This window comes from Streptomyces kanasensis (assembly GCF_043077165.1).
Classification (GTDB): Bacteria; Actinomycetota; Actinomycetes; order Streptomycetales; family Streptomycetaceae; genus Streptomyces; species Streptomyces changanensis.
Genome location: NZ_JBIBSF010000013.1, coordinates 34,179 through 49,444, shown reverse-complemented (window position 1 = coordinate 49,444; position 15,266 = coordinate 34,179). Strand labels below are relative to the sequence as shown.

The 15,266-nt window shown below is 71.7% G+C and carries 10 protein-coding genes and 1 pseudogene; 6 read left to right on the top strand and 5 right to left on the bottom strand.

Annotation, left to right across the window (positions count from 1 at the left end; translation table 11 throughout):
• The first annotated feature begins 1,190 nt into the window (after positions 1-1,190).
• Positions 1,191-1,712, top strand: a complete 522-nt coding sequence (locus ACF053_RS27270) for a pyridoxamine 5'-phosphate oxidase family protein (protein WP_391956425.1) — start codon at positions 1,191-1,193, stop codon at positions 1,710-1,712.
• Between the two features lie 2 nt (positions 1,713-1,714).
• Positions 1,715-4,906 (top strand): amino acid adenylation domain-containing protein, encoded by a 3,192-nt coding sequence (locus ACF053_RS27265; RefSeq protein ID WP_391956424.1) that lies wholly within the window; start codon positions 1,715-1,717, stop codon positions 4,904-4,906.
• A gap of 44 nt (positions 4,907-4,950) precedes the next feature.
• On the opposite strand, the gene ACF053_RS27260 is transcribed toward ACF053_RS27265, so the two are convergent.
• The 5 genes and pseudogenes from ACF053_RS27260 to ACF053_RS27240 all read right to left on the bottom strand — a co-directional run bounded on the left by ACF053_RS27260 (position 4,951) and on the right by ACF053_RS27240 (position 11,224).
• Positions 4,951-6,444, bottom strand: a complete 1,494-nt coding sequence (locus ACF053_RS27260; RefSeq protein ID WP_391956423.1) for an FAD-dependent oxidoreductase — start codon at positions 6,442-6,444, stop codon at positions 4,951-4,953.
• 49 nt (positions 6,445-6,493) lie between these two features.
• Positions 6,494-7,522 carry a cytochrome P450 gene (locus tag ACF053_RS27255; protein ID WP_391956522.1) on the bottom strand — a complete coding sequence of 343 codons (1,029 nt, stop codon included), beginning with the start codon at positions 7,520-7,522 and terminating at the stop codon, positions 6,494-6,496.
• A gap of 654 nt (positions 7,523-8,176) precedes the next feature.
• Positions 8,177-8,497 (bottom strand): hypothetical protein, encoded by a 321-nt coding sequence (locus ACF053_RS27250; RefSeq protein ID WP_391956422.1) that lies wholly within the window; start codon positions 8,495-8,497, stop codon positions 8,177-8,179.
• 1,180 nt (positions 8,498-9,677) lie between these two features.
• Positions 9,678-10,070 (bottom strand): annotated as a pseudogene (locus ACF053_RS27245) (hypothetical protein); the annotation flags it as partial.
• Between the two features lie 299 nt (positions 10,071-10,369).
• Entirely contained in the window at positions 10,370-11,224 is an 855-nt protein-coding gene (locus tag ACF053_RS27240; protein WP_391956421.1) for a hypothetical protein, read from the bottom strand.
• Between the two features lie 86 nt (positions 11,225-11,310).
• Between ACF053_RS27240 and ACF053_RS27235 the strand changes: the two genes are divergently transcribed.
• The 4 genes from ACF053_RS27235 to ACF053_RS27220 all read left to right on the top strand — a co-directional run bounded on the left by ACF053_RS27235 (position 11,311) and on the right by ACF053_RS27220 (position 14,222).
• On the top strand, positions 11,311-11,760 hold the full coding sequence (locus tag ACF053_RS27235; protein WP_391956420.1) for a hypothetical protein: 450 nt from the start codon (positions 11,311-11,313) through the stop codon (positions 11,758-11,760).
• A 387-nt stretch (positions 11,761-12,147) separates the two neighbouring features.
• Positions 12,148-13,035 carry a protein kinase domain-containing protein gene (locus ACF053_RS27230; RefSeq protein WP_391956419.1) on the top strand — a complete coding sequence of 296 codons (888 nt, stop codon included), beginning with the start codon at positions 12,148-12,150 and terminating at the stop codon, positions 13,033-13,035.
• Positions 13,029-13,532 (top strand): GNAT family N-acetyltransferase, encoded by a 504-nt coding sequence (locus tag ACF053_RS27225; RefSeq protein WP_391956418.1) that lies wholly within the window; start codon positions 13,029-13,031, stop codon positions 13,530-13,532. The genes ACF053_RS27230 and ACF053_RS27225 overlap by 7 nt, the downstream gene beginning before the upstream one ends.
• 39 nt (positions 13,533-13,571) lie before the next feature.
• Complete coding sequence (locus ACF053_RS27220) at positions 13,572-14,222, top strand: hypothetical protein (RefSeq protein ID WP_391956417.1); 651 nt, start codon at positions 13,572-13,574, stop codon at positions 14,220-14,222.
• Positions 14,223-15,266 lie beyond the last annotated feature (1,044 nt).

The window sequence follows — 15,266 nt, the reverse complement described above, 5'->3', positions numbered from 1 at the left end:
CCACCGCTCCGCGGCGTCCTGTCCCGCGCCGCCTGCCCCGTGACCCCCGTCGCGCGCCGCCGGACAGCCCCCCGTCGCGCACCGGCCACGCGTCGGTCGCCATCTCGCCGCCGGGTCTCTCGCCGCTGTGGCCTCCCCGGCCGGCCCGGCCGCTGTGCCGCCACGGTAGCCTCGAGGGCCCGCCGGGTCGCCGTTCCGCCACCGCTCTCCGGTCGCGCGCCGCGCTCGTCCGCTGCTCGTGGCGCCGCCTGCCGCCGCCCGGTTCCCCGGCGGCTTCCTGCCGCGGGGGGCCTGGCCGCCGCGGTTGCCCGCCGGGGCCGCTGTCCATCCGATGTGCCGTTCCCCGATGTTGCGCCGTCCTGCCAGGCGCGCCGCCGCTGCCCGCCCGTCGTGTCGCCGCTGCCTTTCCGGCCGCGCTTCACCGGGTGCCCGCCCAGCCGCCAGCCGCCAGCCGCCAGCCGGCCGTGGTCCGGGCCGCCCATGCCTCCGCGACCGCCGCTACCAGGTCCCAGGAGCCCGTTGCCCCAGCCGCCTCCGCCGCCCTGGCCGGGTGCGGCGAGCGCCGTACCGAGGTCGCCGACGACGACGCCCGAGCTGGTTCCCGGGCTACCGTCGTAGCCGTTGTCCCCGTTCCATGGCCTGGTGCCGCCTCCCTCGCCGCTGGCCGCCGCGTCGCTCGTGCGGGTGGACCAGGCGCCCGACGCTAACCGGCGCGGCGGCCGGTTTGTCGCACGGGTATGAGCACCCGGGGCCGGAGCATATCTGTTGCGCGACCGTCGCGGGCTCCCACCCGCTCGTGCTCCGCCCGGAACCGGCACCCCACCCGGCCCTCGGCACCGCCGCCTGCTTCTGTGCCGGACGAGGTCCCCACCCAAGTGATGCGACACGACCCAGGACCGGGCGCACCGGTGTGGCATGAATCGGCCAGGTTGTGCGGAGGCGCGGTGGTCGTGAGGGAGGTACACGGCTCACCCGCCATGTGGCTGCGCCGCACCGTACACCCGCCCAAGCCCTGTGGGTGAACCCCTGGGCGCGACGGCATGGGTAGGTGCCAGGTGCACCCCATCGGGCCGGTGCCCGTGTGTGCGGCGGCTGCGAGGCCGCCTTCGCATCATTCCACCGCATCGGTGCGGAGCGTCCGCCGACCGGTCGGTAATGCCTTCTCGGACGGACACGGAGGTGGTCGAAGCATGTCTCCTGGGATGAGCCGGGCGGAGCGGGAAGCGTTCCTGGCCGGGGTCCATGTCGCCGTGCTGGGCGTCGGTACCGGAGACGGTGGCTGCCCGCTGCTTGTGCCGGTCTGGTACACCTACCGCCCCGGCGGGGACGTGGTCCTGCACACGGGCCGTACCTCGTTGAAGGCGACGCTCGTCCGGGCGGCAGGCAGGGCCACCCTCTGCGTGCAGACGGAGACGGCACCGTACAAGTACGTGACCGTCGAGGGGCCCCTCGTCGCGTTCGAGGACTGCGTCGACCCGGAGGAGCGCACGTCGATGGCCCACCGCTACCTTCCGCCCGACACGGCCCACGCCTACCTGGCCGCCACGGCCCAGCAGCTTTCGACGGACGTGACCATCCGCCTGCGCCCGCAGCGGTGGCGCTCCGCGGACTTCACCTCCTTCGCCGCGTCCTTCTCCGCCACGCCCCCGTCGCACGAGAGCGGGGCCGTTCCGCACGGCGCGCCGCCGAACGCCCTCGATGCGAGGTACTGACCATGGCCCTGCCCACCCCCCGCCCCGGTGGTGACGACCGCGTCGCACGCTGGAACGACACGGCCGTCCCGTACCCACGCGATCACTGCCTCCACGACCTCTTCGAGGAGCGGGCAGCTGCCTCCCCCACCGCCCCCGCCGTACGCCAAGGCGGCCGGACACTGACGTACGGCGACCTCAGCCGGCATTCCGACGCGCTCGCCGGCCGGCTGCTCGCCGCCGGGGTCCGGCCCGGAGCCACCGTGGGCGTCACCGGTCATCGCGGTCCCGAGGCGATCACCGCCTTCCTCGCCGTCCTCAAGTGCGGCGCCGCATACGTGCCCCTGGACGACGAGTATCCGCCGGCCCGGCTGCACGCCATGGCCGAGGACGCCGACGTCCGCGTGGCAGTGAACCTGCCGGGCGGCACCTGCCGACTACGGCGCCTGAGCGCCCGCATCGACGCGGACCTGCTCGTACCACGGCAGGACCCCGTCGCCCGGACCGGCCACGGCAGCGGCCCGCGTCCCCGCCCCGTCCCCCCAGCCGTCGGCGTCTCGGCCGACGACTGCGCCTACGTGATGTTCACTTCCGGTTCCACCGGCAGGCCCAAGCCCGTCGCCGTCCCGCACCGCGGCGTCGTGCGACTCGCCGCCTCCGGCCCGGAACTGTGCCCGCCGACCGCGCGGGACCGGGTCTTGCACGCCTACAGCTGTTCCTCGGACGCCTCCACGATCGAGATCTGGTCGGCGCTGCTGTCCGGAGCATGCCTGGTCGTCGCCGACCGCGAGACGCTGCTGTCCGTCGAGGCGCTCGAACGGCTGCTGACCGCGGAGCGCGTGACCGTCGCCTTCCTCACCACAGGGGTGTTCCACCATGTGGCGCGGCACCGGCCCACGGCGCTGCGTGGACTGCGCTTCCTCTCCGCCGGCGGTGAGGCGCTCGATCCTCGGCTGGCGCGCCGGGTGTTCGCCGCCTGCCCGGAGACGCTCCTGGTCAACTTCTACGGCCCCACGGAGAACAGCGTCGTCTCCACCGCGCACGTCGTCCGCGACCTGCCGCCTCATGTGACCGACGTGCCCATCGGCAGGCCCTTTCCCAACTCCACCTGCTACGTCACCCGTGACGACGGCACCCTCGCCGGTGTCGGAGAAGCGGGCGACCTCCTCGTGGGCGGCGACGGGCTGGCGACCGGATACCTCAACGACCCCGCGCAGACGGCAGCCCGCTTCATCCAGCACCCTTTCGATCGCAGTCCCGGTGCCCGCCTCTACGTCACGGGCGACCGGGCCCGCTGGCGGGAGGACGGAGTGCTGGAGTACCTCGGCCGCAAGGACCGGCAAGTAAAGGTACGCGGCTTCCGCATCGAACTGGACGAGGTGGAAGCGCGCCTGCGCTCACACCCATCGGTGGGAGAGGCCGTTGTCGACGTGCTCGGCGAGGGACCCCGGGCGCAACTGGTGGCCCACGTGACCCCCGGGAAGCCCAACGAGCCCGTCGCCGTGGCGGGACTGCGCACCCACCTGACAGCGTGGTTGCCACCCAGCGCGGTACCCGCGCGGATCCGCGTGGTGAGCCGGTTCCCCATGACAGGCGCGGGCAAGGTGGACCGCCGCGCACTGATCGCCGAGATCTCCTCCGGCCGGAACGGCGACACACCGCCCGCCGTACGGCCCCGGCCCGGCCCGAACCGCCAGGGTGAGCGGCCGCCTGCCGAGGACGGCCGGCTGGTCGTCCTCGCCGACATCTGGGAACGCAGTCTCCGCGTGCGGCCGCAGCCATCGGACAGCTTCTTCGATCTCGGTGGCGACTCGCTCCTCATCGCCGAGGTGACGACCAGGACGATGAGCGAGCTGCGCATCGACCCGGCCCACGGCACCTTCCTCGTACGCAGTCTCCTGCACGCTCCGACCCTGGAGGCCTATGCGGCGGCGGTGGAACGGACGATGGCGACCGATCCCGTCAGGCGCAGGCCCCGGCCCGGGCCCGGTCACACCGTCGACTTCGTCGGCGAAGCGCGTCTTGGACTGCGGATGCCGCCACCCCGGGGCCGTCCGCCCCGTCCCCACGCACCCGAGGAAGTGCTCCTGACGGGCGCCAGCGGCTTCGTCGGGGCCTTCCTTCTCGATCGCTTCCTGCGCGGCACCGAAGCGCGACTGCTCTGCCCCGTCCGGGCGCGCGACGCGTCCCACGCACGACGCCGCGTCCTGGCCAACCTCGCGCGCTACGGCCTGTCCCCGCACCCCCACGCGGCCCGCCTGCACTGCTTCCCGGCCGACTTGGCCCGGCCGCGCCTCGGGTTGTCCGACGAAACCTTCGCCGACCTTGCCGCATCGGCCGACCTCGTCGTCCACAGCGGCGCACACGTCAACTTCCTCTACCCGTACACCGCCCTGCGTCCGGCAAACGTGGACGGGACGAGGGAGCTCGTGCGGCTGGCAGCCGGCCGCCGCGTGCCCCTCCACTTCCTGTCCACCATCGCCGTCCTCGCCGGCTACGGAACGGCAGGAGTACGGCGCGTGGACGAGGACGCACCGCTGGACCACGCCGACCATCTGAGCATGGGCTACGCCGAGAGCAAGTGGGTGGCGGAGCGGATGCTGCGCGACGCCGCAGCCAGCGGGCTGCCGGTCGCGGTGTACCGGCCCTACGAGGTGACCGGTGAGCGGGATACCGGCGTCTGCAACACCGAGACGGCCATCTGCTCCCTGTTCCGCGTGATCGCGGAGACCGGACTGGCACCGGACATCCCGCTCCCGCTCGACTTCGTACCCGTCGACCACCTCGCGGACACGATCCTGCACATCGCCATCCACGAACCCGCCGACGGCCGCACCTACCACCTCACCAACCCTCGCCCGGCCCGCCTGGCGGACATGCTGGACCGGATGCGTCTGGCCGGCTACGGCGTACGCCTCCTTCCCTACGAGGTATGGGTCGAGGAACTCGTCCAGCACGTGGCCCGCGACCCCGGCAACCCCACGGCGCCCTTCGTCTCCCTGTGCGTCGACCGGAGCAACAAGGCCGACATCAGCGTGAAGGAGATGTACATCGAGGGCGTCTTCCCTCGGCTCGGACGGCACAACACCGAGCACGTCCTCCGCGGCACCGGTCTGCACTGCCCGCCCACCGACGCCGGCCTCCTCGACCGGTATCTGAACTTCCTCCGCACCAGCGGATACCTGCCGCCGCCTCGCCCCGCTCACCACACCTGAGGTCCCCGACGCATCGGCCCACGTGGCGGGGCGGCGGCACGGCACTACCGGCCGGGTTCCGCCCAGTGGAGCCCGTCCGGGGTGGCTACCAAGCCGCCGGGACGGAGCGGACTGCTCTCCGCGAAGTCGCTTCCCGCGGCTCCCAACGCGGCGAGCAAGTCGCTCTGGGCGAAGGTCTCACCCAGCATCGGGCTTTCGTCCCAAGGGTCGCCATCCGGGCTCGCCTGGTAGTCGTGTGCCGTCGCCCCCAGCACACGGGCGGCCGCTCCGAGGCGGTCCGCGAAGGCTTCGGCGTCGACGAGCACACGATCCTTCGATGCCACGCCTCCCACGAGGTTGAGGAAGGAGACGGTGGCGTCTGCCTGCCCTCCGGTCACCTTGTGCGCCTGCCAGAAGTAACCGTCCTTTTCGGCCTCCATGTTGTAGAACGCGGCGAGGAAGTCATGGAAGACGGAATACTCGCACCGGTACCGGCTCTCGAATTCCTCGAAGGCCCGCTGGTCGTCCATCCCGGTTCCCAGCACGCTGTTGACCGACCGGGCTGCCAGCATGGCCGAATAGGTGGCCAGGTGGACACCGGAGGAGAAGACGGGGTCGATGAAGCACGCGGCGTCACCGATCAGCGCCACTCCGGGCGCCCAGAACCGCGTGCTGCAGTATGAATAGTCCTTGCGGACGCGCACCCTTCCGTACGTTCCGTCCGTGACGCGCCGGGCCTCGGCCAGCATGTCGCGTACGAGCGGGCACCGGGCGATCAGGCGGGCCAGGGCCGCGTCGGGGTCTCCCTGGACTTGGGTGGCGTGCTCCTGGCGGATGACGGCGCCGACGCTGGTGAGCCGATCGCTGAGGGGGATGTACCAGAGCCAGCCCGCGTCGAAGGCGGCGCACACGATGTTTCCCTGGTTCGGCGGCGGCAGCCGGTGGCCCCCTTCGTAGTAGCCGAACACCGCGACGTTGCGGAAGAGAGGTGAGAACACCCGCTCGCCGCCGGCCGCGGCATGCAGCCGTCCGGTGTTGCCGGATGCGTTGACGATCCAGCGAGCACGGATGTGCCGTTCGGACCCGTCCGGCGTGTGGTAGGTCAAGCCGTCGACGCGGCCGTCCGTGCCGTGGGTGAGACGGCGCACGGTGCAGCCCTCCCGCACCTGTGCTCCGAGCCGCCGGGCGTGGCCGAGCAGCAGCGCGTCGAACCTGGTGCGTTCCACCTGGTAGGCGTACCCCTTGTCGGGACCCAGACCCGGCGAGTCTGCGAAGGAGAACGTCCACGGTTCCGGCGTCTTTCCCCAGCGGAAGGTTCCGCCGTGCTTGCGGACGAAGCCCGCTGCGTGGAGCGCCTCTTGCACCCCCAGCAAGCGGCCGATGCCGTGCACGGTCGCAGGCAGGAGGGATTCTCCGATCTGGTAACGCGGGAAGTGCTCGCGTTCGAGGAGCAGTACGTCGTGCCCGGCCTTGGCGATCAGCGCGGCGGCCGTGGATCCGCCGGGCCCGCCGCCGACCACGGCGACATCGAACTCCTCGGTGTTCACGGTACTCGTCATGGAAATCCCTCTTCTCGCTCTCGTACGGCGTTGACCTGCTCCGGGACGGTTACCAGGTCACGGGGAGGCTGAGCGGTGATCTGATGGGGGAGCTGTCGTCCCACGTGGGGGGTTGTCCGGTCAGGCGAAGGCCGGGGAAGCGGTCGAGCAGTGCTTCCAGGGCGACGTTCAGCTGGGTGCGGGCGAGGTGTGCGGCGATGCAGTTGTGCTGACCCCGACCGAATGCCAAATGCGGGTTGTCGGCCCGGTCCAGGCACAGCCGGTCCGGCTCCCCGAAGACGTGCTCGTCCCGGTTGGCCGCGGCCAGCACGGGCATCACGGCCTCTCCGGTGCGGATGGTGTGTCCGTGGAGGGTGATGTCCTGCCGGGCCTGCAGTACGACGACACCGTTCTGCACGGGCAGGAAGCGCAGCAGTTCCTCTACCGCGACCGGAAGTGCCGACCGGTCACGCAGGAGCTGCGCGTAACGGTCCGGCTCGGCGAGGAGGACCAGCACGGCGTTGGCGAGGAACATGGTGGTGGTGCGGTAACCGGCGACGAGCATCGACAGGCCGAAGGCGAGGACGGCCTCTTCGTCCAGCCGTCCGTCACCTTGCGTGCGGAGCAGCTGGGAGAGAATGCCGCGGCCGGGGGCACGCCGCAGGCGCTCCAGCAATTCCGTCATGTAGGCGCGTAGCACGTGGGCGGCCCGGCGGCCCTCTTCCAGGGTGATCAGTGCCCCGAGGGCGTCGTCCGCCAGGGGGAGGAAGAAGGCGCGGTCCTCGAAGGGGATGCCCACCAGGTCGCACATCACCCGGAGGGGGAAGGGCTCACAGAAGCTGCCCACCAGGTCACCGGGTGGACCGGAGGCGGCGAGTTCCGCCAGCAGTCCGTCCGCGGTGGCGCGCATGACGGGCCGCTTCCGCCGCACGGAGCGAACGCTGAACGGAGCGGCCAGGGCCTGCCGCAGGGCCAAGTGCCGTGGCCCGTCCAGCTCCATCATGGTGACCAGCCCGGGAGCGCCAGAAGTCTCCGCAGTCGCGGGCCAGTCGTCGATGGCCGGCCGGATGAACCGACTGTCGGCCAGCAAGCTGCGCACGTCCTCGTAACGGGTCACGTACCATGCCGGGGCGCCGAAGGGGGTGGTGACCCTGGCAACGGGACACCTCCGACGCAGAAACCGGTACTGCGCGGGCGGGCCCATGCTGCCCGGTGCAGGAGACGGAAAAGGCCGAAGGGTTTCCTCGGGGTCCGAATGAGGAAAGTCAAGCGGGCACGGCATCCTTCCACTCTCCTCGGGAATACGCGTGGTGGCAGTCGGGCACGTTGTCGCAGGGGAAAACTCGGGGAAAGGCATCGGAAAAGCGACGGAGAAGCGGACTCTTTTCGCGAGTCGCCGGACGAGACCGAGCGCTACAGCTGGAAATCCGCGTAAGGCCTTTCGCCTTCGCCGATATCAGACAGCTTTGTAGAAGTGGCGGCTTCGGGGAATTTCCCTTCCGGTGCATACCCCTGGTGTTGCGCATCGACTCGGCACCGCGCAGAAACCACCGATGCTGACGAACTTGATGCGCGGAGGCCACCGATGCGCGGCGGCGCATCCGGGCACCTCGAAAGCCCTGCTGTGCCCGGCAGCTAACCGTTTGATCAGCCTCTGACGCCACGCCACCCACTCCGCCGTCACCACCCCGCTGCTGCGCCTGCCTCGACGTGCTCCTGCTCGCCGAGGCCGCGCACGCCGCCGCCCGCGTGCCTACGCGCCGCGCGCGGTGGAGACCCGCGAGGCCCTGCACACGCCGTGGCACAGGAGCTCCAGCAGGAGCCGGCCGAGCGCGGCGGCCAGGAAGGAGTGCGCGCAGGGCTCCCCGTCGTGGTCGTCCACGGCGGTGATGGGGATGGTGACGCGCGCGGCGACGCCCAGGAGCAGCCGGTGCAGTTCCGGGCCCGTGTAGTCGGCGACCACGCAGGCGGTGCCGATGTCGTCGGCCTGCAACGCCCGGATGTAGGCGAAGGCGGCGGCGATGTCGTCCGGCTCCATCGGGGCGAGCGGCGTGGTGACGGTGTTCTCGGGCATGGGTGGCTCCTCATCTTCGGGCCGCCCCGCTGATCGCGGCGGCCTCGAAGACACCCTCGAACTGCGGCCCTGTGGACAGAGTCCGGCCGCCCCGGGGGGAGAGAACTCTCCCCCCGGGGCGGACCGGCGGCAGGAGATCGACAGGGAGCAGGCGTGGCCGGGCGGGATACGTCAGGAGCCGGAGCAGGACCAGGCCGTGCCCGAGCAAGAGGCGGAGGACCGCTGGTTCTCCCGCTTCCGAAGGTGACCCGGGCAAGCCTGCCGCCCGGGAGGCTTGCCCGGAGCGGTGGCAATCAGGAGTGGCAACGGAGGTTGCCCTACAACTTGCCTTACAAGTTGCCTTTCAACTTGCCCTACAAGTTGCTCTACAAGTTGCCTTTCAACTTGCCCCCAGGGTGTCCTGGATGCGGGGGAACCTGCACGTCAGAGCGCTAGTCAAGGGGTGGAAATCACGCCGACTACTTCTGTCAGACACCCCTGGATACCCGGATATCCACAGAAGCACGATTTGGCAGGTGGTCCAGTGACCAGGCCCGGCGGGTGGAACAGGTATCGAAGACCTCGTGCCAACGCGTGGGACGGAGAGGCTCATCCGACGCCACCAGCCCACCGCAGGCTCTACACAGGCTCCATGAGACGTAGCCGAGAAGAGACCGCACCCCTGGATCTGCCGGGCGAGTTGTGGCATGCCCTGTCCGAGCTCCAGCACACCCATCCCGACCCCGCGGGCCGCGTCGGACAGCTCGCCCGCCCGGCCGGGCTGCTGTCCTTCACCGCGGCAGCCGACACCATCCTCGTGGCCCGTGTGCAGCTGACCGGCGCGGAGACGATGCACGAGGTGAACAACACGCTCCGTGCGATGACCGGTGACCTCTCCCACGCTCACTTCACCGGGCCCGGCTTCGCCCTGGAGCTCACCCTCAGCAGACGCCAGGACCTCCCGGTCCACGCGGCGCATGTCGCCGGACCACACCCGGCTCTTCCGGCACGCCGCCGGCGCCATCGGTGCCCGCAGCACGCCGGGAGGCGGCCGGTGCTTTCACTGCGACGGGACGGGACGTGCCAGCCCGCTGTGGGAACCGGCCGGGCACGGGTGAGCGGCACGCAAGGAGAACGCCCGCGCCCCGGGCCGCCCGTCCGGGCAGTCCGGGGCGCGGGCGGGCGCAGCACCCCGGAGGGCTTACGCCGGTACGGGCGCCGGCTCCGGGCGCAGCGCCGCGAGCGGAGAGCGCCGGCCCTTCTCCACCGTGCGCAGCTGCTCCCAGTCGACCTCGGGGTGGGCGGGGACGACCGCGTCGACGGACGCCGTGGTGTAGAGCGCGACGTCGACGGCCCCGGCCCGGCTGGTGCCGAAGCGGACCTCGATCGACTGTGGGGAGCGGACCTATCCGAGCCGGACCGTGTGGTCGAAGTCGGCGCGGCGGACCCGGAGGCGGGCGGCGGCCTGCTCGGGTCCGAGCGGGGTGTCGGCGGCGACCAGGTCCGCCAGGTCCTCGCGCCGGCAGACCTCCGCGACTTGGCCGGGGTGGTGCAGCGTCCCGTCCGGATTCGCGCTCAGGTTGACCAGGAGGCCGCAAGCTGCTGCGTGCCGCCGCCCGTGCTGCCGCCGTCCGACCGCGCGCTGCCCCCAGATCCCGCCGTGTCGGGCGTCCCGTCGCGCCGGGCTGCGCCGCAGAGGCGGTGCGGTGCTCCGTCGCTGCGCCGCCCCGCTCTCCGGTCGCGCGCCGCCGCCGATCTGCCGCGTCTTCGCCACCGTCCGGTTGCCGCTTCCCGGTCTTGCACCCCCGTGCCGCCGGTCGCCGCGCGCCGTCATACCGCTGCCGCGCTGTTGCGCGTGGTCATGCCCGGCCGACGACCGACGACCACACGGCGTCAAAGTCTGCCTGTGAAAACGGGCAGCACGAGCTGGTACGTCCCGTAGTCCATGAACCCCGCGACGGCGGCGGCCACCAGCGACACGACCAGCATGAGCACCTTGTCGCTTGTCGGAGGGCAGACGGCGGCGTACCCGGGGTTTTGCGGGTGGTAGGCGATCCGGACGGTCTTTCCCTTGTTGTGGCCGAGGATGTAGCGGGTCACGCCGTCGGTGGCCGTGAACGCGTGGGCGGTGCCGCCGTCGTCCTCCCGGAACACCTGCCGCCCCTCCACGGTGATGCCGTAGCGGGGCAGGTACCAGTTCCGCCACACCATCACAAAGAGCATCACGACGAAGTAGGTACACGACACGCTCGCCGCCCCGAGCAGCAGTGTCGCGATGGCCCGGCTCCAGTCCCCGTCGAGCATCCCGACGAAGAAGGCGACGACCGTGACGGCGGCGCAGGCGGTGTACAGCAGCCAGGTGCCGTGGGTCGGCAGTCCGACGTGCACCAGGTTCTCGTCCGCTTCCTCGTCGTCACCGATGACCAGGCTCCGGGTCACGACCAGCGTGGAGCCGTCGACCGTCTCCTCGTCCGCGGCCCGTTCGGGCAGGGCGGCGTTCACCGCGTCGGCGAAGACGCCGCCGGCGGCCGCGCTGACGTCGGTGACGCGGTAGATCGTCGGCTCGCTTCCCGCCAGAGCGGTCAGCGCCACGACGACGTCGCGCCGTTCGGCGCGGACGCGGGCGATCGCGGCGAGCGGTATGCGCAGCTCGGCATCCGGACGCCGCAACAGCAGCTCCTCGCCGCTGCAGCGGAGTTCGGTGCCCTTGTCGCCTTGGAGGACGGGGACGGGCGAAGAGATCGACATGCGCGTGATCGTAGGTGGCGACGCCCGCGCTGGTGAAGGGGCTGTGGGGGTTTCGGACCGGACCTGTGGTGCCGTACCGTCCGCCTGTGAACCTGGTGATGACAGTGCTCCTCCTTGCGGTCCTCGCATCCGTGGCCTGCTGTTTCTTCGGCCTGGCGCAGATGAAGGGCGAAGGGGCGGAGCTCAAGAAGATGACGGAGCTGTACGAATCCGGCGTCGAGGTGCAAGCGGAGCTGGTCGGCCTGGCGCCGTTCGGCACCAACGGTTACGCGAGCGCTGTCTACGAGTGGCTGTCCCCGGAGGGCTCCGGCCGGTACCAAACGGGTGCGAAAGTGGGCCACGCCCACGTGGTGGGTCAGCGGTACCCCCTCGTCTTCGACCCGCGGAACATCAAGCGCGTGCACCTGGGGACGAAGGTTGCGGTCCGCAGGGAGCGCAAGCGCAGGCAGGGCTACGTGCGCAGCGCGCAGCGGATGGCGCTCCTGGCCTTCGCGGCTGGTGCCCTGGCGACGGTGGGGCTGGTCATCAGCCCCTGACGGTCGTCAGCGTTCGAACGCAGGAGTGCGAGGTAGCGGCGCCCACCGGCAGGGCTGTTGCCCGGCCGATCTTGGGCGACAAGGGTCGGAGCATAAGACGTCATCTCATTTGGTGGGTCTGTGCAACGATTCATCGGTCAGTGGAAAGGCACGAGCGGGGGCGAAGGCAGATGCAGTACGTCAATCTCGATGCACGGGTTGGCGACGTGTCAGGGGTCTTGGATCCGGCTCGCTACCTGAGTAACCTGCCCTCGATCTCCAGCGATCTGCCGCCGGAGGCCCGGGCTTTCCCACTGACACGGACCACTACGACTTCCGCAGCAGGCGATGTGTGAAGGACCTGACGCTGAGGGCCGTCCGGGGTGCCGGCGGTGAGGAGATCCGCGCATGGGCCAGACACCTTCTCCCCCCGGCGACGCCGTCGCCCTCCTCACCGGGCACACCGGCGAACCCACCGCGATCCAGCTCCTGAGCGACCGGCGCGGCTCCCGGGCCTGGAAACTCCAGGGCCCCAAGGGCGCCGTCGCTCTGAAGGCCAACAACCCCGACGGCGACGACGCCCGCGACAAGGCCGCCGAGATGGCCCAGGAGGACGACCACCTCGGTCGCCTCACCGCCGCCGACGCCCTGAGCCCCGACTACCGGGTGAGCGCCGGGGCATGGGACGGCGGCCGGTGGCTGGCCGTCAACTGGATCGACGGCGTACCCCTGTGGCGGGCCCTCGCCCTTGCCCGCGGCCCCGAGGGAGACTGCGCCTCGGTGCGCCCCTGGCTTGCGGGCATCGCCCGCACCTGGGCGGAGCACCTCGCGCTCATGCACGCCGCCGGGTGGACACACGCCGACGTCCAGCCCACCAACACCCTCGTCACCCGCGACGGCCAGGCGGCGGTCATCGACTACGCCCTCGCCTGCGGCCCCGACGATGGCCACCGCCGCGTCCCATACCGGGGAGCCCTCACCCACACCGCCGCCCCCGAGATCGCCACCGCGATCCTCGAAACCCCGGCTGACACCCACATCCCCGCCCAGCCGCCCGCCGACATCTGGAGCCTGGGCGCCTCCCTCTTCTGGTGCTGGACCGGCCACCGCCCCGTCCCCTACGACGACGACCTCGACCGGGTGGAGAAGCTGGCCGCCATCGCCAAGGGCACCACCACCGCGCTGCGCGACATCCGGCCCTGGCTCTTCCCCGAGCTGGAGAACGCCATCACCGTGTGCCTCGCCCCCGACCCCGCCGACCGGCCCACCGCGAAGGAGCTGACCGCCGCATGGTGACTCTGCGCGCCCTCAACCCCGACGACGCACCCGCCCTGACCCGCGTCTACAGCGGGGCCTGCATCCGGCACACCACCGGCAAGCCCCTCGCCCTCGTCCAGGCCCACGAGAAGATCCGCACAGCCCTCGCCCGAGCCGCCGAATCCCCTCGCGCGGGCGCGCAGTGGAGCTGGGGCATCCTCATCGAGGGCGAGGTGATCGGCCTGATCTCCTTGCGCCGTCGCACCTCGACCATGGGCACCATCAGCTACATCCTCCGGGACGACAGCTGGGGCCACGGCTACGCCACCCTGGCTGCCAGCCAGGTCGTCACCGTCGCCTTCACCACCGCCGGCCTCAACCGGCTGGAGGCCACGCACCACCCCGACAACCCCGCCTCCGGCCGCGTCCTGACCAAAATCGGGTTCACCCACATCGGGACGTCCGACCGGCAGACCTACGACGGAACCACCGTGCCGTACGAGATGTACGCGCTGCAGAAGCGCATCCTGGTGTGATTGGTGGGTGGCGAGCACTGATGCACAGGGTTGATCGGCATGGTTTCGGCCACTGCATCACCTCAGCAGCTCGCCGGTGAGGACCCGGACCTGGACGAGCAGACCAAGGAGACGATGACGCAGCCCGCCGCCTCCCTGGGCTGCGTCTACGACCTGTGCGTCGACTACGACTTCTACGACAGCGGAACGCCCTACTACGCCTGGTGGGTCCACCTGCCCGCCGCCCGGGGCGTCGCCGCGCGGCTGCGGCGCCCCCGCCGCCGCGCCCGGCGTGCCGCCGGGGCCGTCGGGGCGCCGTCGCGCCTCACGCCGGCCGCCGTGCTGCTGGCGCCCGTCCCGCTGTGCCTCGCCGTGGCGCCCCCGCCGCCCGCGGGCCCGCCGCCCGCGGCGCCGCTGCGGCGTCCGCCCGTCGTGCCGCCCGCCCCGTCCGCCGCCGTGCCGCCGCGGCCCCGCCCTCTCCCGCCGCGCCCGGCGTCCCGGCGTGCTGCCCTGCGGCACCGGCGCGGTGCTGTCTTCCCGCCGTTTCGCGGTCCTGCTGCGGTGCCTCCGCCGCTCCGCCCGGCTCGCCCGCCGCCTCGGGCTCGCCGCCCGCGGCTCCGCCCTGGCCGCGCCGCCCCGCTGCGGCGCCGTGCCACCCCGCCCGCCGCCGTGTCGCTGTCGTGGGTCTGCTCCTGGCGCCCGTGCTCGTGACTGCGGGGCGGGCGCCTTGAGCCGGGCCGCCGCGGGCCTGCCGCTGTCCCGGCCCCGCTCCCTCCCGCCGCCGCTCCCCAGTCTCGGCTGCCGCTGTGTCGCCGCTGTGCTTCCGGCCGTGCTGCACCAGGGTGCTGATGTCCCACCCTGGGCGCTCCGCCGTCGGGTGGCCGCTGGCTTCCCGGCGCCGACCCGGCACGGACCTGGCCGACCTCGCGCGGCCCAGCCGGCCCGGACGACCTGGCGCAGCAACTTGCCGACGTGGTTCTGCACCTCCAGTGCTCCCTTCAGGGGCGACCGGTGCAGATGCTGTACCAACTCGGCGGGTACGGCGGGTTCTGGTCCGTGCCCTGAATGCCAGCCCTCGCGATACCAGTGAAGCGATCTGGGTTGTCCCAAAGGCCGATCGGGAAGATTGCCAACGCCCTCCGATGGACGTGCCAGTCGACTGCGTTGGCGGTCACGCGGAACTCGACGTAGTTGTGTTCCGTTCCTGCCCCGCCATAGTGGACACCAGGCCAGCACGCACCATGGGTCGACGCGGACGGTGTGGCTACCACCGTCAGGCCGACCGTAAAGGCGAAGGCAATTGCCCCCCTCCAGGCACGGCGGAACCTCCGTCCACCAACCATCTGGTTTGCGGACTGTTCTCGGCTCATGCTCTCCCTCCTCAACGCTCGGCAAAGGTTGTTACGCACCACGGGTACGGAACTGCCGGGAGGGCCTCCAGCCGCTGTCCGTGCGGCCAGTAGCTGGCTGCGGCCTCACTTCCACGCTAGCCGCCACCTTGGTTGGCTGCCTGATGAGGCCAGCGCGTTCCCCGCGCGGCGTTCCGGCACCCTCACCGGCTGCCGGGTGGCCGCCGTGCCGCTCCCGGGCGCCGGGCGCCCCGCCGCTCGCCACCGCTCCCCGGCACCCTGCCAAGCGCCACCACGTCCGCCACCACGTCCGCGTGCCGGTCGCTGTGCCGCGGCATTGGCGCCGCCCGGTTCCTGCCATCCCCGCTGCTGCCCCACGTCCGCGCTACCGCCCTGCCGTTCCACC

Excerpts from the sequence above, each read along its gene's own strand:
- ACF053_RS27270 (WP_391956425.1), top strand. The coding sequence starts at position 1,191 with ATGTCTCCTGGGATGAGCCGGGCGGAGCGGGAAGCGTTCCTGGCCGGG.
- ACF053_RS27265 (WP_391956424.1), top strand. The coding sequence starts at position 1,715 with ATGGCCCTGCCCACCCCCCGCCCCGGTGGTGACGACCGCGTCGCACGC.
- ACF053_RS27260 (WP_391956423.1), bottom strand. The coding sequence starts at position 6,444 with ATGACGAGTACCGTGAACACCGAGGAGTTCGATGTCGCCGTGGTCGGC.
- ACF053_RS27250 (WP_391956422.1), bottom strand. The coding sequence starts at position 8,497 with ATGCCCGAGAACACCGTCACCACGCCGCTCGCCCCGATGGAGCCGGAC.
- ACF053_RS27240 (WP_391956421.1), bottom strand. The coding sequence starts at position 11,224 with ATGTCGATCTCTTCGCCCGTCCCCGTCCTCCAAGGCGACAAGGGCACC.
- ACF053_RS27230 (WP_391956419.1), top strand. The coding sequence starts at position 12,148 with ATGGGCCAGACACCTTCTCCCCCCGGCGACGCCGTCGCCCTCCTCACC.
- ACF053_RS27225 (WP_391956418.1), top strand. The coding sequence starts at position 13,029 with ATGGTGACTCTGCGCGCCCTCAACCCCGACGACGCACCCGCCCTGACC.
- ACF053_RS27220 (WP_391956417.1), top strand. The coding sequence starts at position 13,572 with ATGGTTTCGGCCACTGCATCACCTCAGCAGCTCGCCGGTGAGGACCCG.